At 71.8% G+C, this 23,829-nt stretch carries 28 protein-coding genes and 1 tRNA gene; 14 read left to right on the plus strand and 15 right to left on the minus strand.

Annotated elements, in window-relative coordinates:
- Window positions 1-209: 209 nt before the first annotated feature.
- The gene (serS, locus tag KR546_RS02870; RefSeq protein WP_238443199.1) at window positions 210-1,463 is read left to right on the plus strand and encodes a serine--tRNA ligase; all 1,254 of its coding nucleotides are present in this window, start codon (window positions 210-212) and stop codon (window positions 1,461-1,463) included.
- A gap of 6 nt (window positions 1,464-1,469) precedes the next feature.
- Here the strand turns inward: serS and KR546_RS02875 are convergent, their stop codons facing one another.
- Both KR546_RS02875 and KR546_RS02880 read right to left on the minus strand, forming a co-directional pair.
- Complete coding sequence (locus tag KR546_RS02875; RefSeq protein ID WP_238443200.1) at window positions 1,470-2,552, minus strand: lysylphosphatidylglycerol synthase transmembrane domain-containing protein; 1,083 nt, start codon at window positions 2,550-2,552, stop codon at window positions 1,470-1,472.
- Window positions 2,553-2,720: 168 nt separating this feature from the next.
- On the minus strand, window positions 2,721-3,170 hold the full coding sequence (locus tag KR546_RS02880; protein ID WP_238443201.1) for a Fur family transcriptional regulator: 450 nt from the start codon (window positions 3,168-3,170) through the stop codon (window positions 2,721-2,723).
- A 201-nt stretch (window positions 3,171-3,371) separates the two neighbouring features.
- On the opposite strand from KR546_RS02880, the gene KR546_RS02885 reads away from it, so the two are divergent.
- The 4 genes from KR546_RS02885 (at window position 3,372) to KR546_RS02900 (ending at window position 4,882) form a co-directional block, all read left to right on the plus strand.
- Window positions 3,372-3,788: a hypothetical protein gene (locus KR546_RS02885; RefSeq protein ID WP_238443202.1), complete on the plus strand. Its 417-nt coding sequence runs from the start codon at window positions 3,372-3,374 to the stop codon at window positions 3,786-3,788.
- Between the two features lie 38 nt (window positions 3,789-3,826).
- Window positions 3,827-3,918 (plus strand) — tRNA-Ser (locus KR546_RS02890).
- Between the two features lie 349 nt (window positions 3,919-4,267).
- Window positions 4,268-4,477 carry a ribbon-helix-helix protein, CopG family gene (locus KR546_RS02895; RefSeq protein WP_238443203.1) on the plus strand — a complete coding sequence of 70 codons (210 nt, stop codon included), beginning with the start codon at window positions 4,268-4,270 and terminating at the stop codon, window positions 4,475-4,477.
- On the plus strand, window positions 4,478-4,882 hold the full coding sequence (locus KR546_RS02900) for a type II toxin-antitoxin system death-on-curing family toxin (protein ID WP_238443204.1): 405 nt from the start codon (window positions 4,478-4,480) through the stop codon (window positions 4,880-4,882).
- A 134-nt stretch (window positions 4,883-5,016) separates the two neighbouring features.
- On the opposite strand, the gene KR546_RS02905 is transcribed toward KR546_RS02900, so the two are convergent.
- From KR546_RS02905 to KR546_RS02925, 5 genes are all read right to left on the minus strand, one after another.
- Window positions 5,017-5,511, minus strand: coding sequence for an RES domain-containing protein (locus KR546_RS02905; protein ID WP_274387534.1), 495 nt, complete (start codon window positions 5,509-5,511; stop codon window positions 5,017-5,019).
- A 502-nt stretch (window positions 5,512-6,013) separates the two neighbouring features.
- Window positions 6,014-6,568, minus strand: a complete 555-nt coding sequence (locus KR546_RS02910) for a hypothetical protein (protein WP_238443206.1) — start codon at window positions 6,566-6,568, stop codon at window positions 6,014-6,016.
- A 722-nt stretch (window positions 6,569-7,290) separates the two neighbouring features.
- On the minus strand, window positions 7,291-8,133 hold the full coding sequence (locus tag KR546_RS02915) for an SDR family NAD(P)-dependent oxidoreductase (protein ID WP_420804232.1): 843 nt from the start codon (window positions 8,131-8,133) through the stop codon (window positions 7,291-7,293).
- 105 nt (window positions 8,134-8,238) lie between these two features.
- Entirely contained in the window at window positions 8,239-8,736 is a 498-nt protein-coding gene (locus KR546_RS02920; RefSeq protein ID WP_238443208.1) for a hypothetical protein, read from the minus strand.
- Window positions 8,737-8,911: 175 nt separating this feature from the next.
- The gene (locus KR546_RS02925) at window positions 8,912-9,556 is read right to left on the minus strand and encodes a TetR/AcrR family transcriptional regulator (protein WP_238443209.1); all 645 of its coding nucleotides are present in this window, start codon (window positions 9,554-9,556) and stop codon (window positions 8,912-8,914) included.
- Between the two features lie 106 nt (window positions 9,557-9,662).
- On the opposite strand from KR546_RS02925, the gene KR546_RS02930 reads away from it, so the two are divergent.
- The 3 genes from KR546_RS02930 (at window position 9,663) to KR546_RS02940 (ending at window position 10,839) form a co-directional block, all read left to right on the plus strand.
- Window positions 9,663-10,040, plus strand: coding sequence for a DUF1761 family protein (locus tag KR546_RS02930; RefSeq protein ID WP_238443210.1), 378 nt, complete (start codon window positions 9,663-9,665; stop codon window positions 10,038-10,040).
- 35 nt (window positions 10,041-10,075) lie between these two features.
- On the plus strand, window positions 10,076-10,369 hold the full coding sequence (locus KR546_RS02935) for a DUF1905 domain-containing protein (RefSeq protein WP_238443211.1): 294 nt from the start codon (window positions 10,076-10,078) through the stop codon (window positions 10,367-10,369).
- A gap of 137 nt (window positions 10,370-10,506) precedes the next feature.
- Window positions 10,507-10,839, plus strand: a complete 333-nt coding sequence (locus tag KR546_RS02940; protein WP_238443212.1) for a hypothetical protein — start codon at window positions 10,507-10,509, stop codon at window positions 10,837-10,839.
- 65 nt (window positions 10,840-10,904) lie between these two features.
- Here the strand turns inward: KR546_RS02940 and KR546_RS02945 are convergent, their stop codons facing one another.
- The 4 genes from KR546_RS02945 to KR546_RS02960 form a co-directional block, all read right to left on the minus strand.
- Window positions 10,905-11,192 (minus strand): DUF5808 domain-containing protein, encoded by a 288-nt coding sequence (locus KR546_RS02945; protein ID WP_238443213.1) that lies wholly within the window; start codon window positions 11,190-11,192, stop codon window positions 10,905-10,907.
- A gap of 154 nt (window positions 11,193-11,346) precedes the next feature.
- Entirely contained in the window at window positions 11,347-12,108 is a 762-nt protein-coding gene (locus KR546_RS02950; protein ID WP_238443214.1) for a hypothetical protein, read from the minus strand.
- A gap of 268 nt (window positions 12,109-12,376) precedes the next feature.
- Window positions 12,377-12,745: a hypothetical protein gene (locus KR546_RS02955; RefSeq protein WP_238443215.1), complete on the minus strand. Its 369-nt coding sequence runs from the start codon at window positions 12,743-12,745 to the stop codon at window positions 12,377-12,379.
- 99 nt (window positions 12,746-12,844) lie between these two features.
- Window positions 12,845-13,867: a hypothetical protein gene (locus KR546_RS02960; protein WP_238443216.1), complete on the minus strand. Its 1,023-nt coding sequence runs from the start codon at window positions 13,865-13,867 to the stop codon at window positions 12,845-12,847.
- A 283-nt stretch (window positions 13,868-14,150) separates the two neighbouring features.
- On the opposite strand from KR546_RS02960, the gene KR546_RS02965 reads away from it, so the two are divergent.
- On the plus strand, window positions 14,151-15,083 hold the full coding sequence (locus KR546_RS02965) for a PLP-dependent cysteine synthase family protein (protein ID WP_238443217.1): 933 nt from the start codon (window positions 14,151-14,153) through the stop codon (window positions 15,081-15,083).
- A 37-nt stretch (window positions 15,084-15,120) separates the two neighbouring features.
- Here the strand turns inward: KR546_RS02965 and KR546_RS02970 are convergent, their stop codons facing one another.
- On the minus strand, window positions 15,121-15,531 hold the full coding sequence (locus KR546_RS02970; RefSeq protein ID WP_238443218.1) for a nitroreductase family deazaflavin-dependent oxidoreductase: 411 nt from the start codon (window positions 15,529-15,531) through the stop codon (window positions 15,121-15,123).
- 208 nt (window positions 15,532-15,739) lie between these two features.
- On the opposite strand from KR546_RS02970, the gene wrbA reads away from it, so the two are divergent.
- A complete protein-coding gene (gene wrbA / locus KR546_RS02975) occupies window positions 15,740-16,348 on the plus strand; it encodes an NAD(P)H:quinone oxidoreductase (RefSeq protein WP_238443219.1) in 609 nt (202 codons plus the stop codon).
- Here the strand turns inward: wrbA and KR546_RS02980 are convergent.
- From KR546_RS02980 to KR546_RS02990, 3 genes are read right to left on the minus strand one after another with little or no spacing between them, the layout of a single operon-like run.
- On the minus strand, window positions 16,303-17,853 hold the full coding sequence (locus KR546_RS02980) for a hypothetical protein (RefSeq protein ID WP_238443220.1): 1,551 nt from the start codon (window positions 17,851-17,853) through the stop codon (window positions 16,303-16,305). The genes wrbA and KR546_RS02980 overlap by 46 nt on opposite strands.
- The gene (locus KR546_RS02985; protein ID WP_238443221.1) at window positions 17,850-18,707 is read right to left on the minus strand and encodes an ABC transporter ATP-binding protein; all 858 of its coding nucleotides are present in this window, start codon (window positions 18,705-18,707) and stop codon (window positions 17,850-17,852) included. Before KR546_RS02985 ends, KR546_RS02980 begins: the two co-directional genes overlap by 4 nt.
- Window positions 18,695-19,273, minus strand: coding sequence for a TetR/AcrR family transcriptional regulator (locus KR546_RS02990; RefSeq protein ID WP_238443222.1), 579 nt, complete (start codon window positions 19,271-19,273; stop codon window positions 18,695-18,697). Before KR546_RS02990 ends, KR546_RS02985 begins: the two co-directional genes overlap by 13 nt.
- 193 nt (window positions 19,274-19,466) lie before the next feature.
- On the opposite strand from KR546_RS02990, the gene KR546_RS02995 reads away from it, so the two are divergent.
- The 4 genes from KR546_RS02995 to KR546_RS03010 are packed head-to-tail and all read left to right on the plus strand — an operon-like array spanning window position 19,467 to window position 23,817.
- Window positions 19,467-20,234, plus strand: coding sequence for a cyclase family protein (locus KR546_RS02995; protein WP_238443223.1), 768 nt, complete (start codon window positions 19,467-19,469; stop codon window positions 20,232-20,234).
- Between the two features lie 11 nt (window positions 20,235-20,245).
- Window positions 20,246-21,883, plus strand: a complete 1,638-nt coding sequence (locus KR546_RS03000) for a thiamine pyrophosphate-binding protein (protein WP_338019079.1) — start codon at window positions 20,246-20,248, stop codon at window positions 21,881-21,883.
- A 42-nt stretch (window positions 21,884-21,925) separates the two neighbouring features.
- Window positions 21,926-23,311, plus strand: coding sequence for a SulP family inorganic anion transporter (locus tag KR546_RS03005; protein ID WP_238443225.1), 1,386 nt, complete (start codon window positions 21,926-21,928; stop codon window positions 23,309-23,311).
- On the plus strand, window positions 23,308-23,817 hold the full coding sequence (locus KR546_RS03010) for a GNAT family N-acetyltransferase (RefSeq protein WP_238443226.1): 510 nt from the start codon (window positions 23,308-23,310) through the stop codon (window positions 23,815-23,817). The genes KR546_RS03005 and KR546_RS03010 overlap by 4 nt, the downstream gene beginning before the upstream one ends.
- Window positions 23,818-23,829 lie beyond the last annotated feature (12 nt).

A 23,829-nucleotide genomic window follows, 5' to 3' on the forward strand; every position in this document is an offset into this window, starting at 1 on the left:
GGGCGTGCGTGCGGACGACGTCGTGCCGGCTGGCATGGAGCCGATCGCCGCCCCGGCGGCGCCCCAGCGGCGCTCCGTGCACGGTAGCCCCACGACGTTGGCGGCCGACCCCGCCGGCCCCGCCGTCCCACGGGCGGGTTGGTGGCCCGGGATAGCCTGTGGTCCGGCCGGACCGCACCCGTTCGTCCCCGACCCGTGAAGGCCCCGCGATGATCGACCCCCACCTCCTGCGCGACGACCTCGACACCGTGATCGCGGCGTTGTCGCGGCGTGGGATGGAGGCGGACCAGGTACGCGACCTGGCCGAGCTGGAGGCCCGTCGGCGGGCCCTGGTCGGTGCGGTGGACGACGCCCGCGCCGAGCAGAAGGAGGCCTCGTCCGCGATCGGGCGGGCCGATCCGGACGAGCGTCCCGCCATGATCGAACGGGCGACGACCCTCAAGGCCAGCGTCACCGAGGCCGAGCAGCGCCTGGCCGAGGCCGAGCAGGCCTGGCACGACGCCATCGTGCGGGTCCCCAACCTCCCCGACACGGCCGCGCCGGACGGGCAGGAGGGTGACGGCCTGGTCCTGCGCACCGTCGGTGAGCGCCCGACCTTCGACTTCGACCACCGTGACCATGTCGAGTTGCTGGAACGGGTCGACGCGCTGGACGTCGAGCGTGGCGCCAAGGTCTCGGGTGCCCGGTTCACCTACCTCAAGGGCGAGGGCGTCCGGCTGGCGCTGGCGCTGGTGCAGTACGCCCTGTCGGTGGCCGCCAGGCACGGTCACCGGGCGGTGCTGCCCCCGATCCTGGTCCGGCGCGAGGCGATGTACGGCACGGGGTTCCTGCCCACCGACGAGCAGCAGATCTTCCGGACCGACGACCGGGACGACCTCTACCTGACCGGGACGTCGGAGGTGGCCCTGGCCGGGCTGCACATGGACGAGATCCTCGACGAGCTCCCGGTCCGCTACGCCGGCTACTCGCCGTGCTTCCGCCGCGAGGCCGGGACCTACGGCAAGGACACCCGCGGGATGTTCCGGGTCCACCAGTTCGACAAGGTCGAGCTGTTCTCGTTCGTGGCGGCCGACGACGCCCCGGCCGAGCACGAGCGACTGCTCGCCATCGAGGAGGAGCTGTTCACGGGCCTCGAGCTGCACTACCAGGTGGTGGACATCCCGGTCGGTGACCTCGGCGCGTCCGCGGCCCGCAAGTTCGACATCGAGGCGTGGATGCCGGGCCAGGACGCGTTCCGCGAGGTGACGTCGACGTCCAACACGACCGACTACCAGGCACGCCGGCTCAACACCCGCGTGCGGGGCGAGGACGGCACCGAGCTGGTCCACACGCTCAACGGCACCGCCGTCGCCGTGCCACGCGCGATCATCGCCCTGGTCGAGACCCACCAGCGCGAGGACGGCTCGGTCCGGGTCCCCGACGCCCTGGTGCCGTTCCTCGGCACCGATGTGCTGTTCGACTGACCCCGGTCAGCGTGATCGTGACGTCGTCCGCGACGGCTCGTCCGGGGTCGGCGTGGAGGACTCCACGCCCTCGGGCTCCTCGCCCAGGTCGGGCGGACGACGCAGGCCGTCGAGGGCGATCGGCCCGGTGATGGCGACCGGCAGCAGGTCGCCGACCAGCCGGTAGCCCAGGGCCACCACGGCGGCGGGTCCGGCGTCGGCGCCCATCGCCACCAGCGTGCCGGTGATCCCGGCCTCGACCAGGCCGATGCCCCCGGGGGTGAGCGGGATGGCGCTGGCCAGGTTGGCCACGCCGTAGGCCACGATGATCGCCAGCAGTGGCAGGTCCAGTCCGGCGGCCTGGGCGATGGCGGCGAGCACGCCGATGTCGAACGACCAGTTGGCGGCCGACCACGCGACGGCCGGCAGCAGCCGGGTCGGGTGGGCGAGCAGGTCGTGCTGGCGGTCCAGCGACGTCCGCCACTGGAGCCGCGTGTCCTCGTCGCGACGCGTCCAACCGGCGATCCGGTCGATGGTGGCGTGGCGGCGTCGTGGCGCGGCCAGGAACCAGCCACCGAGCACGAGTGCGACCACCAGCACCACGGTCAGGACCCCGGCGACCACCGCGATCTCGCGGTGGGTGCCGGTCGACAGGGCGGAGATCGTCGCGCCCGCGCTGATGATCACGCCCAACGTGCCCATGGACAGGGCTCCGAACAGGACGACCGTCGCGGTGCCGGTCACGGCGTCCGAGCGGCGGGCCAGGCGGTGTGCGGCGAACACCCCACCGGCCGCGCCACCTCCGGGCAGCACCTGCGAGAGGCTGAACGCGCCAAGCGCGACGGTCATGGCCTCGCGAGCGGGCAACTCGTCGTGGACCACCCGGAAGATCGCGGCGTAGACCCGGGTGAGGCAGGCCAGGGCGAGTGCCTCGAGGACGGCCGCGACGGCCAGCCACCCCCACGACAACTCACGCAGGGCCGTGAGCAACTGGTCCACGCCGACCCACCAGACCATCGCCGCAGCCACCGCTGCCGTCAGGAGCACGCCGAGTGCGAGCCAGTGGCCCAGGGGGCGACTGGTCTCGACGGTTGCCGGTGTGGTCGTCACGCCCACCCACCCTGCGCTGGACTCCGGGGGTTCGTGTGCACGAACCTAGGTGGCCGTCGCGGACCACCGCCTGGGGGTTGTCCCTGAAACCCGTCTCGGGGCCGTTGTCCCGTTCAGGGTGCCGAGAGGGTTCGTCGACGTCCATCACGTGTGAAGGGTCGGCGCCGGTCAGGCGTCGCGGCAGTCCGCGCAGCGACCACGGAAGATGACCTGGGCCTCGTCGATCTCGGCACCGGGCACGGTCGCCTCGAGGCAGGGCTTGTCGCCGACGACGCAGGGGACGTCCACGACCGCCCCGCACGCCACGCACACGAAGTGGTGGTGCCACGACGAGGCGCGTTCGTAGAGGGCACGGCCGGGGCCGGTGTCCGCCGGCAGTGCCAGCCCGACCTCGACCAGGTCGGCCAGGACGTTGTAGACGGACTGGCGAGGCAGCGGGTGGTCGAGGTCCGCGAGCCCGGCGGCGAGGTCGTCGACCGCGTGGTGGCCCTCCCAGGCGTCGAGCAGGGCCAGCAGGCTGCGTCGGGGAGCGGTCGCACGCAGGCCGGATCCACGCAGCCGCGCACCGGCGGCGTCGCGCTCGGCCTCGCTGAGGCGCTCGGGGCACGGGGCTGCCACGTCTGCTCCTCGCGTTTCTCGTCGGGGTGCTCGGGTCGGGTACGTCGCGGTGGGGAGTGTAGATCCTGTTTGGACAGGGTCAAAACTCACGGGGGTGGACGATAGGATGGGTGCGTCCACGTCGGTCGACGGTCGGCACGCGGCACCGTGCCGGCAGGTGGGAGCGACCGCACCGGTGTTCCACCGACGAGGAGACCCACAATGAACGTCGTGATCCGTGGCCTGATGGCCTCCGGACTGTTCGTGTACGGCGCCATCCACATGGTCCAGGGGGTGCGGCCACCCGAGGGTGCACCTGTCTGGCTGCGCTTGGCCTTCATCGGCACCGCGGTGCTGGCGATCGTGCTCGGTGCGGGACTGATCGCCGGGCAGCCGGGCCGGACGGACCGCCTCAAGGACCTGGCCGCCGTGCTGGCCGTGGCGTCGGCGGTGGCACTGGGACTGTCGTTCACCACTGGGTTCCTCGGTGTCACCGAGACCGACCTGCGGGTGTCGACCCTGGTCGTCGTGGTCGCCGAGTTCGTCGTGGTCGCGTGCTGGGTGATCGCGAAGATGGTGGGCCACGACTACGACGAGGTGCAGGAGCAGGTGCCGGACGTCGGCCGCGGTCGTGCCTGAACGGACGCGACCGCGGCGCCGTTACCCTTCCGCACCCCGGAGGGTTGGCCGAGCGGACGAAGGCAGCGGTCTTGAAAACCGCCGTGCGGGTTTCCCCGCACCGTGGGTTCGAATCCCACACCCTCCGCCATTTCCCCTGATCAAAGCCGGTTTGACGACCCGATCCGGGCGTCGAACCGGCTGCTGCAGGACCCCCGAAATCGCGCCGCAGGCCGCACACAGGCCGCACGAGCATCCGCCGTCGCACCCCCGATGCTCCATTCTCGACGGGAACAAGCGTGCCGGCGAAGCTCAGGGATTTGTTGTCTGAGCACTCGGACTCCTTCGCGCTGCCAGTGAAGGGCATCGGGTTCGCTGGTGCCATCCTCGGTTTGTCGGGTCTTGACCAGCCGAGATCGATCGTGCCCGAGGAGGTCGGGTACGATGCATGAATCGTGATGCGCGATGCGTGATGCATCGAAGAGGCAAGGAGGCCCGGGATGTCCAAGGGATTCACAGTTCGACTCGAAGAGGACGATGCAGCCGAGCTTGAGGCGGTGGCCAAGGCGGATGGAGTTTCGGTGGCCGAGGAGATCCGGGCTGCGATCGCCAGCCGGATCGAGGAACGGCGTGGCGACGCCGAGTTCCAGGCAAGGTTGCGTCGGTCGATCGAGGACAACCAGCGCATCCTTGAGCGGCTGGCTCGCTGAGTGGCCTGGAACTACCTCGACCTGGCGGACTTCCTGCTGATTGCCGAGGCCGTGCTGGACATCCCGGCTGAGGATCTCGCGTCCGCGGCGCGGTTGGATCTTGCCGACTCGGCCCTGCACGCGCCCGCGGCCGCGTTCGCCGGAACCGAGTTCTACCCGGACCTGGCTGCCAAGACGGCGGTCCTGGCCTCGCGGATCATCCGCAACCATCCCTTGCCCGATGGCAACAAGCGGGTCGGGTACCTGTGTGCGTTGGAGTTCGTGGCACGCAACGGCGGCACGTGGACCCGCCCGGTTGCCGACGAGCCCGACGGCGACGAAACGGTTGCGGTCATCGAGTCTGTGGCCGCCGGGACCATTGATGAGGACGACCTCCGAGACTGGGTGGGCGACCGGCTGGGCTGATCTGGACTGACCTCCCGGTCGGGTGTAGGCCGGTTGCGTCACGCCCCGGAGACACCATGACCACCACTGCTCGGAGCTGGTTTCACGACTCTGTTCCGGTCCATCAACGCGGCCAGGCCGACTGGTGGAGCGTCTCACTCTCGTGGGCGTGGCAGGACGGAGGCGGCGGTCTGGACGGCCGGGTGGTCGAGCTTCAGTGCGGTGACGTCGACGGTGTCGAGTGGCCAAGTCATCTCGGGGGACCACAGGACCTGGTTGCGCCAGGCGGGGCGCCACCACGACCACCAGCGCAGGCCGTCCCAGTCACCGGTCGACCACACCTGCAGGGCGACCTCGCGGGAGCGTTCGCGGTCGCGGCCGACGACGTCGGTGGGGCGGACGTTGAGCCGCGCCAGCACGTGGCTGTCGTCGAGGTCCAGCACGCGCAGGTCACGTGTTGTCTCGCACGTCGCCAGGGCGCGCTGGCCGTTTGGCAGCCACGGCGTCGTGAACATGGCTTCGGTCCAGGTGGCGAGGTCGCCGAACACCTCACCGACGGCTCCCTGCGGTGTCTCGGACACGTACAGGGCCGCGTAGTGCCGCGGCTTGTCGGCTCGCCCGGCGCCCTGCCGCGACCGATCGCCGTACAGCGGGTACCCGGGACTGCCTTCGGGCGCCCTGTTGGTCCCAGCCGATGACGCGGTACAGCAGCATCAGGCGTAGGAGCCGCTCAGGGTGGCGTCGATCGCCTCGACGACGCGTGCCGGGCCCTGCTCGCGCAGGACGCTGCGGGGTGTGGCACCGCCCAGCTACGAGTTCAGGGACCTCAGCCACGTCAGGGCCGTGTCGCGCTCGTAGAGCTGCAGCAGTCGCGAGAAGATGTAGTCGATGTCGATAACGGCCCGAGTCGATGCCGGCGACGGGAGTTCAGTGCCCTTCACCCAGCGCGAGGGCTGTGACCGTGCGACGTCCAGCCACCGGGCGGCCTCGGTCGGGCCCACCCAGGAGGCTGACGACGTTGGCGGCCTTGACCTGGATCGGACGTACCTGGCTCCGGGTGTCGGCGTCACCCTGGGTGTCGCTCACATCGGACTTGGCGTTGACACCGCTGGACGACCGAGACCGAGTGGTCCAGCGGCGTCACTTCGCGCATCACACATCGGCGCAGATGGCATAGAGCGGGAACGTGCGAACCCCTCCGCTCCAGTCCCCCCAGAACTCCAGCCGCCACCCAGAGCCATCCTCGACCGGACGGCTCTCGATCAGGTCGAACCCGAATTCCTCGCTGATGTTGTCGTCGTGCCACCAGACACGGTTGATGTACCAGCCGCCGCCGAGTGCGTTCTTGCCGGTCGGACACGACACCGTTGCGCCGCGGTTGAAGCCCCCACCGCCCCACTGCACGTCCAGCCTGACGATTTCGTACCCAGAGACCCCGTCTTGGCCGTCCATGCCGTCGACGCCGTCCTGTCCGTCCACCCCGTCCTGGCCGTCAACGCCGTCCTGCCCGTCGACGCCGGGCTGTCCCTGTACGCCCGCGATCGTCAACAGCTGCTCGTCAGTGGCGCAGGCAGCGTCCAAGGCAAGGCGGAGCTTGCCGTTGTCCTTGACGCAGAATTCGGCCGACGTGGTCGTCGTTTGCGCGACTGCGACCGTGCCGAGACCTGCGAGCAGGCCGATCACGAGTCCGATAACGAGATTCTTCATGTCGATGCCCCTGGGCCCCTACGGTGAATGTCGTCGGCTTCATGCTCCGATGCGAACGTGACGCTACGACGCCGCGACCACACCGAACATCCGGGTCTCCGCCAATTCCATTCCGGCTCCCCGCATGCCAGGCCGGTGGCCAGCCCCAGATTGACCGGGAGGCGGCAGAGGAAACCCACGGCTTTCCATCCCCACGCACGCGAGCGCGGCCGACAGTCGCTGACGTGCCCTAGCCACTTGCTGGACGCCGGACGAAGCCTCAGAGATCCGGCCGCTACCGACGATCTTCAAGCACGCAGTGAGCCATACGAGATCCCCCGGATATCAAATGGCACCCAACTCGTCCGCCGGCCGATCCCCCTGCGCCCATGGGCGAGGGAACGCGGTGGAGTCCAGCGGCCATCTGGTCTACGCTTCGCGCCATCAATCCGAGGCCGCGTCAGGCCGCGCACAGGCCGCGGCAGGTCGCAGACTGGGTCCAGAGCGGCCAACCCACGGAGAACTCTCACCAGGACAATTCTGAAGTATTCCCGGGCTGGCGTGGCACTGGGCGACAAACGGCGTCACAGGACGTACCGGCCGAAATCGGGTTGATCGAACTCGAAACCGCCGTGCGGGTTTCCCGCTCCGTGGGTTCGAATCCCACACCCTCCGCCATTTCCCCTGCCCAGGCCCGGTTCGACCGCCCGGTCGACCCACTGTGCTCGAGGCCTGCGAGCGCTTCAGGCGTCGCCGACGCGCTCGACCTGGACGAGGCCCCGATCGACTCGACGAGCGATGGCCGTCGTGATGCGATCGGTGAGTGATGGCGACAGGCGATGGAGGTACCACAGCGCTCGCGCCTGGGCGGGAACGGCGATGATCGCCCGGTTGCGCTCGACCGCCTTCAGTGCGGCGTGGGCGAAGCGGTCGACGTCGACGGGTTCCTGGCCGAGCAGTGACAGGTACTCACGAGCGGTGATGGGCCGGGTCGGGGTCGGGGGAAGCTGCTCATCGGGCAGCCGATCGAGGATCGGTGTCTCGACCGCGCCGGGGCACAGCACGCTGACCCGCACGCCATGGAGGGCGGCTTCCGGCCGAAGACCCAGCGCCAGACCCACGACGGCATGCTTGGTGGCTGCGTAGGCCGTGACGAACGGTGGGGCCACGAGGCCGGCACCCGATGCGGTCGCGACGACGTGGCCCGAGCCGCGCTCGACCATGCCCGGGTAGACGGCCAGCACCGTGTTCACGACCCCGTTGAGGTTCACGTCGATCACGTGGTCCCAATGGGCTCGACCGAGCTCGTGCGTCGGGCCGCCCATGGAGACGCCGGCGTTGGCGAACACCAGGTCGGGAACCCCGACCTCGGCCACCAGGGCACGACAGCCGGCGAGGTCCCGCACGTCCAGGCGGCGGTCCACGTCGCCTGCCACGTCGGTGGTCACCACCTCTGCCCCACCGGCCCGGAGCCGTCGAGCCAGGGCGGCACCGATGCCTGATCCTGCTCCCGTGACGATCGCCGTCCGACCTGCATGCGACGTCGTGCTCACGTGGCCGCCCCCCGTCGTCCGCCCGGGGTCCACCTTGCCACATCCACGACCGGAGCGGGCCGAATCCGGCCCGACACGTGGGAGGGGACGAGCCGAGGCTCGTCCCCTCCCTGGGGTCATCGCTTCTCTCGGGTCGGCTCAGGCCGCCTTCAGGCTGGCGATGCACTGGCCCTGGTTGCGGAACCCGAAGGCGGCGAAGTCCTCCCGGCAGTCCTCGACCGTCAGCACCACGACGTCGACCCGCGTCCAGTCGAACCGCTCGTCGGACTCCGCACCGAAGACCGTGCGGATCTCGACGTACTCGTCCGCGGTCAGCGTGCGTGTGACCGTCTCGTTGCTGACACACACGAAGTCGTAGAGTCCGTCCTCGATGTCGGGGTTGAAGTTGTCCGTCGGAGAGTCCGGTGCGTCACCGTCGCTGCGGTACTCGAAGCACGAGGCGAAGTCGCGGGTGCTGACGAACTCGACGTCGACCTCACCGACACGCGTGTCGAGCACGTTGAAGTGCGCCCAACCCTCCTGCCGGTTGATGTCGTTGGTACTGGGCGTGACGTCATTGACGTCCGCGGCCGCCATGGCGACCGTGCTGAATGCCATCGCCACCGCCATGGCCATCACCGTGAGTGTTTTGCGCATGCTCGAGTCCTTCGTCCGTTCATGTTCCCCAAAAACTGGCTGCTCCAGGGTGTCTGGCGTGCCCCCGCCAGACAGTGCCAGTGAAGGGGACCCAGCCCGTCGTCGCAACCCCCCGGGGCCGCCGTCGCGTCATCCGGTGTCTCGGACCCGATGGGCCAGAGACCTCGCCCGGACGTCACACGACGAATCTTGACGCGAAGGTCATGACCGCTTCCTCGACGCGGTCGTCCTCGCGGTCCTGCGAGGGGTGGTCGCCCTCCCGCGTCCCGCACAGCGTCTGCTCGGTGACCGGCCCACCGACGGTCAGCCAGACGAGCTGTTCGGCACACACCTGGGGATCGTCGACCACCATGCGTCCGGCGTCGACCAGCGTCGCCAGCGCCCGAGCGAGCGCCGCGATGTTGGCCTCCCAGCTCGACTCCCAGTAGCCGCGGGCCACGTCCGGGAACCGGTCGGACTGGGCTGCGACGAGCGTGCGCATCCGCGCGACCGTGGGTGAGAGCACGGCCGCCCGGAGCACGGTGCAGAACTCGACCAGGCCCCGGCGGAGGTCGGGAGCCGACACGAGGGTGTCGAGGTGGGGCTGCATCGCGTTGCGTCCCCGGGCGGTCCAGTCGGACACGACGGCGACGTACAACGCGTCCTTGGACGGATGCTCGCGGTAGAGCGAGGACTTCGACACCCCGGCACGGGACGCGATCAGGCGCATGGTCGTTTCGGTGAAGCCATGCTCGAGGAAGGCGTCGCGGGCCGTGTCCAACAGTGCCTGGCCCTGCTGGCCGGGCGGTCGCCCCGGGCGACCAGCACCCTCGTTCGCCATGCCAGCCACCTCCGTGGACGTGTCCTCCACATAAAGTACTTGACAGTACTATACCCACGTGGCACCGTTGCACGAGTGAGTTCCCGGACGAGGTCGAAGGAGCAGCGTGGTGTCACCCCTCGCCATCGCCGTCGCGACCATCGTCGGTGTCGTGATCAGCGGCACCTACTACGCGGTCGTGACGCTTCCGGAGCCCGCCGACGGCGTTCGCCAGCCACCGACCGCGGCCGTGCAGGGGGCGGTGGAGCTCGGGCGATCGGCCGCCACGGCCCTGCTCGTGGCGTGGCTGGCGGGCGAGGCCGGGCGGGCGTCGCTGGTCGACGGGGCCGTGCTCGGCGCGGCCCTGTGGGTGCTGCCGGTCGTCCTGCTCGTCGGCTCGGTGGTCCACGAGGGCACCCCGGTCCGTGCCGCGGTCGTCCATGCCGGGGACTGGCTGCTCAAGCTCGTGGCCGTCGGCGCGGTGGTGGCGAGCCTCGCACGATGACCGACCCGGTTCCCTTGACGACGACGGAGACGACCATGACCGACGCGACCCACCCGGGACCGATCGACATCACGTTCACCGCACGGCTGGGGCGCATCCGGCCCACGGACACGTGGATCTGTGTGCAGCTGCCCGATTCCGCGGAGGTCTTCGGCACCCGAGGCCGGGTGAAGGTCGCCGGCACCGTCGACGGCCACGCCTTCCGCGGCTCCTTCATGGCGCTCGGCGACGGCACCCACAAGCTGCCGATCACGGCCGCCGTCCGACGGGCGATCGGCAAGCAGGAGGGCGACGACGTCCTGGTGTCGCTCGACCGCCGCCTGGGCTGACCCCCCAGGCGTCGGCGTGTTCGCCGTCGTGGTCGTCGACGGCGGGTATCACCGGTGCCCGGATCGGCCTCTCGTCGTCGCCAGGGACCGCACACCCGATGATGCGGTCGACACACACGATCTCGAACGGACCGACCATGCCCAAGACCACCAAGACACGTCGTGACGTGCGCGTCGCCACGCTCTCGCCGTTGCTGCGCAAGGCCGACGATGCGCAGCGCGCGGCATTCCTCGGACTGCTCGTCGACTCCTACGGCCTGCGGGCCGTCGTCGAGGCTGTCGACGGCGACGACGCCGATGCCGGCTCCGTGCCGCCGCCTCGCATCCCGGACCTGTTCAGGGCGCCGCTGAAGTTCCAGGACATGTACGGCAACGAGTACGAGAACTGGTACGACTACATCCAGGCCGCGACGGACGGGGAGTTCGGTCGCATCTCGGGCATCGGCCCCGGCCCCTGGGCCACCGACTGAGCACCCACCGACCACCGTCCAGCGGCCGCCGGCGACCGTTCGGTGGCCGCCCAGCGGGCGAGGTGTCAGCCCTGGGCGCCGTCGCGTTGGGCCGCGGCGAGCTCGGTGACCCGGGCGAGGTTGACGGCCCACCCGACGCCGAAGGTGCGATCGGTGAACAGCCGGGGGTCGTCGGGCGCCCACCACGAGGCCTTGAGGCGCGACAGGGTCGGCGGGCGCAGGTCGTAGGGGACGATCCCGCCCAGTTCGCCGTGCCAGTCCCGCTCCTCGGCGGGCTTGCCCAGTTCGGTGGCGACCGCGGCCACCAGCAGCCCGAGGCCGATCCAACTGGCGAGTCGACGCAGTCCCTTCATGGCGCACCTCCGAGTCGTGTCGTCGTGATGCAACCACGCCACCGTGCACTGGGCAACGACCGACTCCCCGGCGATCGGACCGTGCCCGACCCACCGCACGGACGAGGGCCCGCCCCCTGCACCGGGGCGGGCCCTCGTTCGACGCTGCGCGACCTCAGCAGGTGGAGGCGCCGGTCTCGACGTTGGTCGAGCAGTCGTAGAAGCGGACCTGGGCCAGGCGCAGTCCGTTGTTGTCGTACTCCCAGTACTCGCCCTCGAGCAGTTCGTCGAAGATCGGGACGCGGATGTAGATCGTCTCGTCGGCGATCCCGTCACCGTCCAGGTCGACCTCGACCTCGAACACGATGGTCAGCATCTCGGCAGTCACGTTGGTGAACGACGACTTGCCCTTGGTGCGGGTCAGGATGTCCGTGCCGACCTGCTCGATCGAGCAGTAGGCCTCGCCGTCGGTCCGGTTGTTGATGCTGCGGACCGTGCGGTTGTCCAGCAGGTCACCGAACTGGCTGTCGAGCAGCTCGGCGCAGGTGGTGATGGTGGCGGACCCACCGGGCTTGCCCAGCGGCCGGATGAACACCGAGTAGCTGGACTGGACGTCGGCGTCGCCGACCTCGCCGACCACGTAGGCGTCCAGGCCGGGTGCCGGCAGCGAGAACGATGCCTCGCCGTCCGTGCCGTTGGCGTCGAGGACACCGAAGTCGCCCTCGGACAGCATGATCTTGCTGCGGCCCTCGAGCGGGACGAAGATCCGGTGGCCGTTGCCGCCGGTCATGTTGGGGTTCTTGTCGGATGTGCCGATGATGTTGAGCTGGTAGTCGTGGGCTCCCTGCGGTGCGCCGTTGCCGGCGACGGCGATGCCCGGGACGAGCAGGCCGAGGGAGAGGATGGCGACGAGCAGTGCAGTACGCGTTCTGCGCATGGTTGAGTGTCCTCGAAGGTCGGGGGGAGTGGTGGCGAAGACCTCGCCGCTCCCACGGACCGGCCCCAACGTCTCGACGGTCCGGGGAGAGGGGTGACGGTTCGTCACCCCGTTGGCACGCATGCCGTCTGGGTGCCGGCACGGTCGTGCTGCCACGAACCCTAGGCCGTTGCCCGGGAGGCTCCCTGCGACCGGAGTCCCGTTCCCGTCGGGACCCCCCTCCCATGCCCCCGGTCGCCCCGGGACGGGAGGCCGGGGCCTCCCGAGCTCAGGTCGACGGAGGTGCGGCGGGGGGCTGTGCAGGCGGTTCGGCCGGGGGCGGTGGCGGCTCGACCGGCTCCGTGCGTGCGACCACGGTGTCGTCCGTGGTGGACGGGGTCGGCTGCTCGTCGCCCCAGGTGTCCCGCGCGGCCCGGGAGGCCTGGTCGATCGCCGTGCCGAGGTGGGCCAGGGCGCCCTTGGCCGCGTCGAGTGCGGCCACCCGCGCCTCCCGGCTGCCCTCCCACGCGGCCGACAGGGCCGAGCCGACGTCGTCCAGGGCGGACTCGGCGTCCTCGCGCCACCGGCGTCCGGTCTGCTGGCCGTCGGGGTCGTCCGGTCCGCCCGGCCCGGTCCCGGGGGTCGCCTGGTCACTCATGCGGTGTCTCCTCGTCGACGTCACGATCAGGGTGCCACGTGTCGTCGGTCGGGTCGACGTCGAAGGGGGTGTCCGGTCGGTGAGCAACGGTGCGCGCGATCAGGGCAGGGTCAGTTCCATGGCGGCCTCGGTCGGCCCGCCGTCCAGCCACCAGTCGCCCGGGGTGATCCGCAGGGTGACCGTGCCGCTGGTGTCCTCGGGGACCAGGAAGCGCAGCCACAGGTCCGGTGTGTCCAGCCCGGAGTCGTTGCCCGGCAGCGAGGCGAGCACGGCGTCGTCGGCCGGCACCGCGGTCCCGTCGGGCAGGGCCAGTGCGAAGTCGGTGGCGTTGATGCCCCAGTTGCCGGACTTGCGGCTGGTCGCCGTGAGGTCGAGGGTCAGGGCCCGGTCGCCCGCCGGGACCTCGTCGAACTCGGCGGGCAGGTCCCAGCGCAGCTGCCCACCCGTGACGGTGATGTCGAGCAGGTCCAGCGACATCGTGCCGGCCAGGTCCACCTCCTCCGGCGGCAGGGCCACCAGGGTCCCGGCGTCGGGCTGCAACGGCACCTCGGCCCGGGCCTGGTCGGGTGATCCCACCACCAGCACGGCAGTGGCCGGGTCGAAGCCGGGCTCGACCTCGAACACCAGCACCCCGTCGGTGGACAGGCCGCCGCCGACCGTCGGCCACTCGGTGTCCGTACTGGCAGGCGCCGTCGTGTCGCCCAGCACCACCTCGAGGTCGGGGCGGAACGTCCCCTCGTCCTCGGCGAGGTTGTCGAACGTGCCGGCCAGGAGCAGGTCGTGGCCCACCACCTCGTCGTCTGCGTCCCGTCGTGCCTCGACGGTCGCCTCGCCCAGCACAACCCGGAACCCGGAGTGCCAGAACTCCTGGTCGACCGTGAAGGCGAGGCCGTCCAGGGGATCCACCGACGGTGTCGGCGAGGGCGTCGCCGACGGTGGGGCGGAGGGCGTGGGACCGGGGGCGGCCGTGCCGGCCGGGGACGGCGTGGTGGACGACACGTCGACCGGGTCGTCGCCGCCACCGCAGGCAACCAGGACGACGGCGGCCAGGACCACGACGGTCGCGAGCCGATGTCGACCCGGCACCACCCGGCGAAGGTCTCGGCGTGTGCGTGCCCCCATGGCGCGTCCGTTCCCCCGTGCCCGCCTCGGCGCCGGCGGGCGGCCCACGACCCACCCTACTCAGGTCCCGGGGTGTCCCGGGCCGGGAGGGACGTGGCCCGTCCCGCGGTCCTGAACGGGAGGCCATGACGTGGTCGGGTGATACCCGACGACGCACGGCGACCGCGCCGAACGGGTCGCCCGAGCCCTTGCAGACCGGACCGGCACGGGCGAGACTGGCACCGACGACGGCGGCTCGTGGCGCTCCGCTCCGCTCCTGGCACGTCGCCGAAAGGGGCGGGACATGGACGACCGGTCAGGCGTGCTCGCGGGGATCGGTGGCACTCCCATGGTCCGGCTCGCCCACCTGGGCAGCCCCGACATGGCCGAGGTCTGGGTCAAGCTCGAGGCGGCCAATCCCACGGGCTCGTACAAGGACCGCATGGCGCTGGCGATGATCGAGGGCGCCGAGCGGCGTGGTGTGCTCCAGCCCGGACAGGCCGTGGTGGAGTACACGGGCGGGTCGACCGGCAGCTCGTTGGCCCTGGTCTGCGCCGTGACGGGTCATCCGCTGCGGATCGTGACCTCGGACGCGTTCGCGGCCGCGAAGCTGGACACGATGCGGGCCTTCGGAGCGCAGGTGGAGGTCATCCCCAGTCCGGAGGGGATCCATCCGGAGCTGATCGCCTCGATGATCCGTCGCGCGACCGAGATCGCCGACCAGGAGGGCGCGTACCCCACCAACCAGTTCCACAACACGGACATGGTCGACGGCTACCGGGAGATGGGCGAGGAGATCGCGCGGGACCTGGACGGCCCCGTCGACGCCTTCTGCAGCTACGTCGGGACCGCGGGCTGCTTCCTGGGCGTGACCCGGGCGCTGGTCGAGCGCCATCCCCGGATGCTGCGGGTGGCGATCGAGCCGACCGAGTCGGCCGTCCTGTCCGGTGGCGAGCCGGGGACGCACCGCATCGAGGGTGGCGGGGCCGGCTTCGTGCCACCGCTGCTGTCGGCAGGCGACATCGACCGGGTCGAGACGGTCAGCACCACCGAGGCGATCGACATGGCACGACGGGCTGCCAACACCGAGGGGCTGTTCTCGGGTCCGTCCACCGGCGCCAACCTGCTGGTCGCGCTGCGCCTGGCCACCGAGCTGGGGCCCGGCCGGCGCGTGGTCACGGTCCAGTGCGACTCGGGGCTGAAGTACCTGGCCGGGGGGATCCACGGCCAGTCGTGAACACGGCCGCAGGCGGGGCACGGACGCAGCGTGAGCCTCAGGCGCCGGCCGGGGTGAGCAGCACCAGGGGGATCTCGCGGTCGGTCTTGGCGGCGTAGTCGTCGTAGTCCGGCCAGACGGCCACGACCTCCGACCACAGCCGGGCACGGTCCTCCTCGCCGGCCGTACCGGCGGTCGCCGTGAACACCTCGTCCGCGATCTGGACCTCGACGCGGGGGTCCTCCTGCAGGTTCACGTACCAGTCCGGGTGCTCGGGGGCCCCGCCCTTGGAGGCGACCACGACGAAGTCGTCGCCGTCGCGGACGTAGATCAGCGGGGTCGTGTGGGGTGTGCCCGAGGAGCGGCCGGTGGTCGTCAACAGCAGCGTGTACACGCCGTCGCGCCACTCGTGGCCTTCCTCGCCACCGGTCTCGCGGTACCGCTCGACGTGCTCCTGGCCGTACAGCATGGTCGTTGCCTTCGCGTGGGGGGGTGGTCGTCACAGATTGTCTGGGGCAGTGTTTGGAATGCAGAAGTCCGCCGGAACCTTCCGGCTCGCCCCGCCCGATCGTTCAGGGGACCGTTCGACCGGGGCGGGCCGTGGGCATGACCATACGGTCGTTGAGTGCGCAACGACATGCGCGTCCATTCTGTCCCCGACGACCAGGTCCTCCACCATGGCCGACATCGGCATCGTCTACTTCTCCATGTACGGCTCGACCCTCGAGCTCGCCCGCGAGATCGCCGCAGGCGTCCGCGAGGCTGGGGGCACGGCCCACCTCCGGCGCCTGCCGCACGACCTGCCCGACGACGTCGCCGAGTCCGAGGGCGTGGCCGAGGCGCAGGACGACCAGGACGACATCCCCTACGCCGAGGTCGAGGAGCTGACCGACTTCGACGGGGTCCTGTTCGGCAGCGGCACCCGCTTCGGCTCGGCCACCGCCCAGCTCCAGAAGTTCTTCGACCAGTGCGGTCCGCTGTGGGCCGAGGGCGAGCTGATCGGTACCCCGGCCGGGTTCTTCACCGGCGCGGCGACCCTGCACGGTGGGCACGAGTCGACGATCCTGTCGATGTCGACCTTCGCCTACCACCAGGGCATGCCGATCGTGCCGATGGGCTACTCGCACGAGGCGACCAACACCACCGACACCGGCGGCGGCCCCTACGGCCCGTCGCAGCTGTCACCGCAGGACGGCTCGAAGGACGGGCTGTCCGACGACGAGATCGCCATCGCCCGTGCCTACGGCGCGCGCTTCCACGACGTGGCGACGCGACTGGCGGACTGACGACCGGCGGCATGACGACCGGCCGGCGCCACGACCGTGCGCACCAGTCGGCGGCCGAGCAGCCAGCCGATCGCGCCACAGGCGACGATGCCTGCCACGGTCGCCGTGGCCAGCACCCCTGGGCTCGTGGCCCACGCCGCGGCGACGGACCAGCCCGTGGGCACGACGAGCAGGGCCGCGTCCCAGGCCGGTGGCACGAACCCCGCTGCCAGCGGGAGGTACAGCGGCAGCGTGATCGCCTTCAGGAGCGCGATGCCCTGGACGCGATCGCGGGCGACTGCCGCCAGCACCGTCATCGGGACCAGGGCGCACGTCCCCGCGACCAGCGCCGTCGACAGCGTGCCGACGATGCCCAGCGGATGCTGTCCTCCGGACAGCGGGAGCCCGATGGCGACCGCGGCGGTCGCCAGCGTCACGACGATCCCCGAGCGCACCGCCAGCAGCGTGACCAGCGACGCCCGCGTCGTGGCGACGGCCGGCAGCACCCTGGCGTCGCGGTCCTCGCAGAACGCCAGGCCGGCCACGGCGCCCAGCATGACCGGCGTGTGCACGACCACCACGAAGGTCCGCGCGAGGTCCATCCAGGGGGTGACGTCCAGCCCGTGACGTGTGGCCAGCCACGTCGCGCCCGGTCCTCCCAGCCACCGCACCGCCAGGGCGAGCAGCGGCAGCCCGGCCAGCATCGCCAGCACCATCCCGTCGGCCAGGACCGTCTGGCGATCCACCCGCAGCGTCGAGGCGACGGCCCGTCGACGCCAGGTCGTGCCACGGACGCCCGTGGTTGTCGTGGCCCGACGTGTCCGCGCCTCGGACCGCCGCGGCGCCGCGCCCGCAGACGGGTCACCGACCGCGTCGGCCTGCCGACGGGCCAGGGCACCCAGCACCACGACCCAGGCAAGGATCCAGGCGACGGCCGTCCACGACCAGCGGCCGAGCAGCAGGTCCAGTCCCCCGGTGAACGGTGACAGGGCGAGCACCGGCGCGTCCCACAGGCCGACGCCTCGTACCAGGGCCGGCACCAGCAGCGGGACGGCGAGCAGGGGCAGGCGTGCCATCCACGTCGTCAATGACGCCTGCCGCCCCAGCGCCACCAGCCCGAGCAGGGAGGCGAGCACGCTGACGAGGACGACAGCGACCAGCACCGGTCCGCCCCTCGACGGGCCGGGCACCGACAGGACCACGACGGCGGCCAGCGCCGACCCGACCGCCACGACGGCGACACGGACGGCCACGGCCGTGGCGGGCGACAGCCGGGTCAGGGCGAGCGCGGACGGGATGCCGTTGCCACGCTCGACCACGGTCATCGCCGGCACCACGAACACCCCGATCGCCGCGACGTCGAGGAACAGGATCCAGCCCACCAGCGTCGGACGAACCGTGGTGGGAACGGCCAGCAACACCACGGCCCACGCCGCGGTCACGGCCGCGGTCGCCGCGACGACCCCGTGGCGTCGCTGGAGGGCCAGCTCGGTCCGCACCAGGGCAGCCGCCCGCGTGGAGGTCACAGCGCCCGTCCCGTGAGGTCGACGAACACCCGGTCGAGGGTGGCCTCGTTGGTGGAGACGGACTCGACGGTGCCGGAGGCCAGCACCTCGGCCAGGCCGGGTCCGGGGTCGGGCAGTCGGTAGGTCGTCGTGGCCAGCCTGCCGTCGACCCGGTGCTCGACCTCCAGGGTCGCCTCGCCGTGCGCCCGTCGCAGGGTCCGCGGACGGTCGCAGGCCACGATGCGTCCGTCGACGACGAACGCGACCCGGTCGCACAGGGCGTCGGCCGTGGCCATGTCGTGGGTGGTGAGGACGACCGTGGCGCCCTCGTCCCGGGCGTCGCGGACCAGGTCCCGGACGGCGGCGACGTTGACCGGGTCGAGCCCACCGGTCGGCTCGTCGAGGAACAGCAGGTCGGGTCGGTGCAGCATGGCGCGCGCGAGGTTCAGCCGGGTGCGCATCCCACGCGACCAGGTCCCCACGGGCAGGTCCGCCACGTCGGCCAGGCCGACCCGGGCGAACAGTTCGTCGAGGTCCCGTGCGGGCCGGTCGTGCAGGGCGGCGAAGTGGACCAGGTCCTCGCGCCCGGTCAGTCGGGGCCAGCCGACCGGGAGCTCGAACGACACCCCGATCCGGTCGTACAGCGCCGGGCCCCAGTCCCCGAGCGGCCGTCCGAGCACCTCGACCCGTCCCGTCCAGCCGTGGACCAGCCCGGTGAGGATCTGCTGGGTGGTGGTCTTGCCGGCGCCGCTGGGACCCAGGAGCCCGAACACCTCGCCCTCGGCCACGGTGAAGTCCATCCCGTCGACGGCGTTGCGCGCGCGTCCCGGCCACCGGTGGGCGAGGTCGTCGACGACGATCGTCAGGCCGTCCACGCCACGACCTCCAGGCTGGCGAACGCCGCGGTCACCACGTCGGCCAGCGACTCCCGACCGTCCTGGCGCTGCCAGGTGTCGAGCGCGGCCCGCAGCACGCCCACGGCGACCACGGCCCACACCCGCCGTCGGGCGTCGTCGTCGCCCATCCCCGCGTCGGCGTACAGGCCGGCCAGCGCCTCCTCCATGGCCGTCGTGCCGTGGGTCGCGGCGGCACGAAGGGCGGGCTCGGCGTGGATGAGGCGGGTGCGGGCCAGGACCAGTTCCCGGTCCCGGTCGTAGACCACGTCCAGCTCCTCGACGACCCCGTCGCGCACCGCCCCCAGGGGGCCGCGGTCGCCCAGGTGGCGGGCGATGGCCGCCAGCAGTGGCGGGTCGTAGTCGTCCCACAGGACCAGCGCCTCCTTGGTCCCGAACCAGCGGTAGACCGACACCGGCGACACCCCGGCCGTGGTGGCCACCCGCTCGACGGGCACGGCGTCGAAGCCGTGGGTGGTGAACAGCTCGACCGCCTGCTGCTGCACGACCTTCATGTCCGCCAGCCGGCGCCGCGTCCGCACGTCCATTCTTCGTCCTCGCGTCGAGTTCCTCCTTCGGGAGTGTCTCCTGTGAGATAGTCACTGTCAAGAAGAAAGTCACTTTCATTATTGGGAGGTGGGTCTGCGTGCCGGCGGCCCGTTGACGGTCCGAAGCGGCGACTCGTAGGCTCGATCGCCGGTGGGGGAGTCCCGCCGTCGTCCACCTCCAAGGACCCCAACCGTGTCCGACCTCGCCGCCTTCGCCGCAGGCCTCGCCGCCGGCTCCATCCGGGTCGTCGACCTGACGTCACCGCTGTCGTCCGAGACCCCGATCCTCCAGCTGCCCGAGGAGTTCGGCCAGACCGAGCGCTTCCAGTTGCACGAGATCAGCCGCTACGACGATCGCGGTCCGGCCTGGTACTGGAACAACTTCACCACCGGCGAGCACACCGGGACCCACTTCGACGCCCCCGTCCACTGGGTCACGGGCACCGACGAGGACGTGGCGTCGGTCCCGCCCGAGCGACTGGTCGGCCCGGCGGCGGTCATCGACTGCGTCGACCGGGTGGCCGACGATCCCGACTTCCTGCTGGAGGTCGACGACATCCGGGCCTGGGAGTCCGACCACGGTGCGCTGCCGGAGGGTGGCTGGCTGCTGGTGCGCAGTGGCTGGCACGCCCATGCCGGGTCCCAGGAGGAGTTCCTCAACGCCGACGAGGACGGCTCGCACACGCCGGGCCTGTCGCCCGAGTGCGCCCGGTGGCTGGCCGAGGAGTCGCCCGTCATCGGGCTGGGGGTGGAGACGGTCGGCACCGATGCCGGCGCCGCACCCACGTTCGACCCGATGTTCCCGTGCCACTCGCTCATGCACGGGGCCGGCAAGTACGGGCTGACCCAGCTGCGCAACCTCGACCAGCTGCCGCCGGTCGGGGCCGTGCTGGTCGCCTCGCCGCTCAAGATCGTCGGCGGGTCCGGCAGCCCCGTCCGGGTGCTCGCCTTCGTCGAATGACGGCTCCGGGGGTGCGGGTCGTCGACGTCGTCGCGACGACGCTGGCCGACCGCGGGGTCGTCCGGGCGTTCGGCGTGGTCGGCTCGGGCAATTTCCACGTCACCAATGCCCTGCGGACCGCGGGCGTGGAGTTCGTCGCCACCCGCCACGAGTGCGGCGCGACCACGATGGCCGACGCGCACGCCCGGATCAGCCGCACCGTCACCGTGGTGACCCTCCACCAGGGCTGTGGGCTGACCAACGCCATGACCGGGCTGGCCGAGGCTGCGAAGTCCCGCACGCCGCTGGTGGTCCTGGCCGCCGAGGCCACCAACCCGCACTCGAACTTCTTCGTCGACCAGGACGCGCTCGCGACGTCGGTCGGTGCCGTGGCGATGCGGCTGGACGACCCGGCGGACGCGGCCACGACCGCGGCAGCCGCGTTCGACACGGCCCGGGACGAGCGACGCACGGTCGTCCTCAACCTCCCCCTGCCCGTCCAGGACCTGCCGGTGCCGACCGACGGGGGCGAGGCACCCGCGCGGGTGGCCCCGACCCCGCCGGAGCCGACGTCCGACCACGTCGCGGCGCTGGTCGACGAACTGGCCCGGGCCACGCGACCGGTGTTCGTGGCGGGCCGGGGCGCCCGGGACGCCGGGCCGCAGGTGGCGGCGCTGGCAGCCGACGCCGGTGCGCTGCTGGCCACCTCGGCGGTCGCCAACGGGCTGTTCCACGACGACCCGTGGGCGCTGGGCATCTCCGGGGGGTTCTCGTCGCCGACCGCGGCGGAACTGATCCGGGACGCCGACCTGGTGGTCGGCTGGGGCTGCACCCTCAACATGTGGACGATGCGGCACGGACGACTGCTCGGACCGGGCGCCCGGGTGGTGCAGGTCGACCTCGAGGTCGACGCACTCGGCTCCCAGCGCAGCATCGACCTGGGCGTGGTGGGTGACGTCGGCGCGGTGGCCACGGCGGTCCGGCAGGCGCTGGAGGGACGACCGCGGGCCGACGCCGGGTACCGCGACGACCAGACCCGGGCCCGGCTGGACGCCGGCGTGAGGTGGCGCGACCACGACCTCGTCGACACCTCCACGACGGACCGGATCGACCCGCACGTGCTGACCATCGCGCTGGACGACCTGTTGCCGGCCGAGCGTGTCGTGGGGGTCGACTCGGGCAACTTCATGGGCCACCCCAGTGTCGACCTGTCGGTGCCCGACGAGGACGGGTTCTGCTTCACCCAGGCCTTCCAGTCGATCGGGCTCGGCCTGGCGACCACCATCGGCGCGGCACTCGCCCGGCCCGACCGGCTGGCCGTCGCCGCACTGGGTGACGGCGGGGGCCTGATGGGTGTCGCCGAGCTCGAGACGGTGGTGCGGCTGGGCCTGGACATGGTGGTGGTGGTCTACAACGACGATGCCTACGGTGCGGAGGTCCACCACTTCGGCCCGGACGGCCACGACCTCGCCACGGTCGAGTTCCCCGACACCGACGTCGCGGCGATCGGTCGGGGGTTCGGCTTCGAGGCGGTGACGGTGCGGTCGGTCGAGCACCTGGACGCCGTGGCCGAGTGGGTCGCCGGGCCGCGCGACCGACCACTGCTCGTGGACGCCAAGGTGGTCGCCGAGCCGTCCTGGTGGCTGGAGGAGGCGTTCCGCGGGCACTGAGCAACCCTGCCCCCGAGCCCGGCCGCGTGCCGAGGAGGATGCGTGTCAGACGGCGAGGACCAGCCGCCCCTGGTCGAGCACCCGGCCAGGCCCCGGCCGGACGGCGAGATCCGACCGCGGGTCCCGCGGGCGCTGGTGTGGCGGGTCGGCTACGGCCGGACCGACGTCGTCCAGGACCTGATCGCCGGGACCCTGCTGGCGGTGCTGCTGATCCCGCAGGCGTTCGCCTACGCCCAGCTCGCCAACCTCCCCGCGAGCACCGGCATCGCGGCCGCCCTGGTCGCGCCGGTCGTCTACGCGCTGTTCGGCGGCAGCCGGTTCCTCGCGGTCGGCCCCGTCGCCCTGGTGTCGCTGCTGGTCGGTGAGGCGGTCGGGTCCGACGACGCGGCCACGATCGCCCTGGTGCTGGCCGCCATGATCGGTGTCGTGCTCGTCCTGCTGGGCGTGCTCCGCCTCGGGTTCGTGTTCCGGGTGTTCACCCGCCCGGTGCTGGCCGGGTTCGTGTTCGCGGCGGCGGTCGTGATCGCGACCAGCCAGGTCGGCCACGTGCTGGGCGTCCCGGTGGAGCGTGGGGTGCCGCCGGTGGGCCAGTGGGCCGACGTCGCCGGGTCGATCGACGACTTCCGGCCGGCCTCGACGATCCTGGGCCTGGGGGTGCTTGTGCTCCTGCTCGCCCTGCCCGGCCCCCTGCGTCGGCTGCTGCACGTCCAGGACGGGGACCGGGGCTGGCGCCCCAACCTCGTCCGGGCCCTGCCACTGCTCGTGCTGCTGGCCTCCGCCGGCCTGGTCGTGCTGCTGGACCTGCAGGAGCAGGGGGTCCAGACCCTGGGACCGGTCTCGCTGCCCAACATGGTCCCGGCACTGCCCGCGTTCGCCGAGGTGGACTGGGCCGCACTGGTCCTGCCCGCCGTCACCATCTCGCTGGTGGCGGCGGTCACGACCCTGGCCATCGCCGAGACGCTCGCGGCCCGGGACGGCAGCGAGGTCAGCACCAGCCGCGAGCTGTTCGCCCTGGGCCTGTCGAGCATGACGCTGTCGTTCACCGGCGGCTACCCGGCCGGCGGCAGCCTCAGCCGGTCGGCCGTCGTGGCCGACAGCGGGGGCCGCAGCCCGCTGGCCGCGGTCGTCGGTGCGGCCGCGCTGGCAGCGTCGGCGGTGGCACTCGGGCCCGTGCTGTCGGCCATCCCGCGGACGGCCCTGTCGGCGCTGATCATCGCCGCCGCCGTGTCGATGATCGACCGCGAGGCCGTCACCGATGCCTGGCAGCACGACCGCGCGGTCCTGGTCGTCATGGTGGTCCCGTTCGTGGTCGTGCTGGTCGCCGGCGTGCAGTTGGGACTGCTGGCCGCGCTGGTCGCCGGGCTGGCCCACCTCGCCTGGGACCAGTGGGGCCCCACCGAGGTCGCCCGCCCCGACGAGGCGTCGTGACCGTCACGGTCGCCCCGGTCGCGCCGGACGACGACGACACCATCGCGATCGTGGCCACGGGCATGCGCGCGACGCTGGTCGAGGTGCTCGGCGCCGAGCGGGGCGCGGCGATGTACGACATGGACTGGCTGCGTGACCGGGTCCGGGCCCACCTCGACCCGGCGCGGCTCGACGGCCGGGTGTTCGTCGCCCGGGACCCCAGCGGCGAGGTGGTCGGCCACGCGATGGTCCGGGTCGACCACGACGACCGGGACGAGGTGGGACTGTTCTCGACGACCTGGGTCGTGCCCGCGTGGCGTCGCCGGGGCGTGGCCGACCTGCTCGTCGACCACGGTGAGGCCTGGATGCGCGACCGGGGTCGGGACGTGGCGGTGACCTTCACGCACCCGGACAACGATGCCCTGGTGACGCTGTTCGGCCGCCGCGGGTACGTCCTCACCCCGGTGGACGACGACTTCGTCCGTCTCCGGCGACGACTGGCCGAACCGGGGGAGGCCGACCACTAGGTTCGAAGGAGA

This window comes from Salsipaludibacter albus (assembly GCF_019798055.1).
GTDB classification, from domain to species: domain Bacteria; phylum Actinomycetota; class Nitriliruptoria; order Nitriliruptorales; family Nitriliruptoraceae; genus Salsipaludibacter; species Salsipaludibacter albus.

Bases quoted from the DNA above. Each gene is read 5' to 3' on its own strand.
- KR546_RS02960 (WP_238443216.1), bottom strand. From the start codon at position 13,867: ATGGGGGCACGCACACGCCGAGACCTTCGCCGGGTGGTGCCGGGTCGA.
- KR546_RS02925 (WP_238443209.1), bottom strand. From the start codon at position 9,556: ATGGCGAACGAGGGTGCTGGTCGCCCGGGGCGACCGCCCGGCCAGCAG.
- KR546_RS02950 (WP_238443214.1), bottom strand. From the start codon at position 12,108: ATGCGCAGAACGCGTACTGCACTGCTCGTCGCCATCCTCTCCCTCGGC.
- KR546_RS02885 (WP_238443202.1), top strand. From the start codon at position 3,372: ATGAACGTCGTGATCCGTGGCCTGATGGCCTCCGGACTGTTCGTGTAC.
- KR546_RS02945 (WP_238443213.1), bottom strand. From the start codon at position 11,192: ATGAAGGGACTGCGTCGACTCGCCAGTTGGATCGGCCTCGGGCTGCTG.
- KR546_RS02940 (WP_238443212.1), top strand. From the start codon at position 10,507: ATGCCCAAGACCACCAAGACACGTCGTGACGTGCGCGTCGCCACGCTC.
- KR546_RS02965 (WP_238443217.1), top strand. From the start codon at position 14,151: ATGGACGACCGGTCAGGCGTGCTCGCGGGGATCGGTGGCACTCCCATG.
- KR546_RS02955 (WP_238443215.1), bottom strand. From the start codon at position 12,745: ATGAGTGACCAGGCGACCCCCGGGACCGGGCCGGGCGGACCGGACGAC.
- KR546_RS02970 (WP_238443218.1), bottom strand. From the start codon at position 15,531: ATGCTGTACGGCCAGGAGCACGTCGAGCGGTACCGCGAGACCGGTGGC.
- KR546_RS02895 (WP_238443203.1), top strand. From the start codon at position 4,268: ATGTCCAAGGGATTCACAGTTCGACTCGAAGAGGACGATGCAGCCGAG.
- wrbA (WP_238443219.1), top strand. From the start codon at position 15,740: ATGGCCGACATCGGCATCGTCTACTTCTCCATGTACGGCTCGACCCTC.
- KR546_RS02910 (WP_238443206.1), bottom strand. From the start codon at position 6,568: ATGAAGAATCTCGTTATCGGACTCGTGATCGGCCTGCTCGCAGGTCTC.
- KR546_RS02990 (WP_238443222.1), bottom strand. From the start codon at position 19,273: ATGGACGTGCGGACGCGGCGCCGGCTGGCGGACATGAAGGTCGTGCAG.
- KR546_RS02920 (WP_238443208.1), bottom strand. From the start codon at position 8,736: ATGCGCAAAACACTCACGGTGATGGCCATGGCGGTGGCGATGGCATTC.
- serS (WP_238443199.1), top strand. From the start codon at position 210: ATGATCGACCCCCACCTCCTGCGCGACGACCTCGACACCGTGATCGCG.
- KR546_RS02935 (WP_238443211.1), top strand. From the start codon at position 10,076: ATGACCGACGCGACCCACCCGGGACCGATCGACATCACGTTCACCGCA.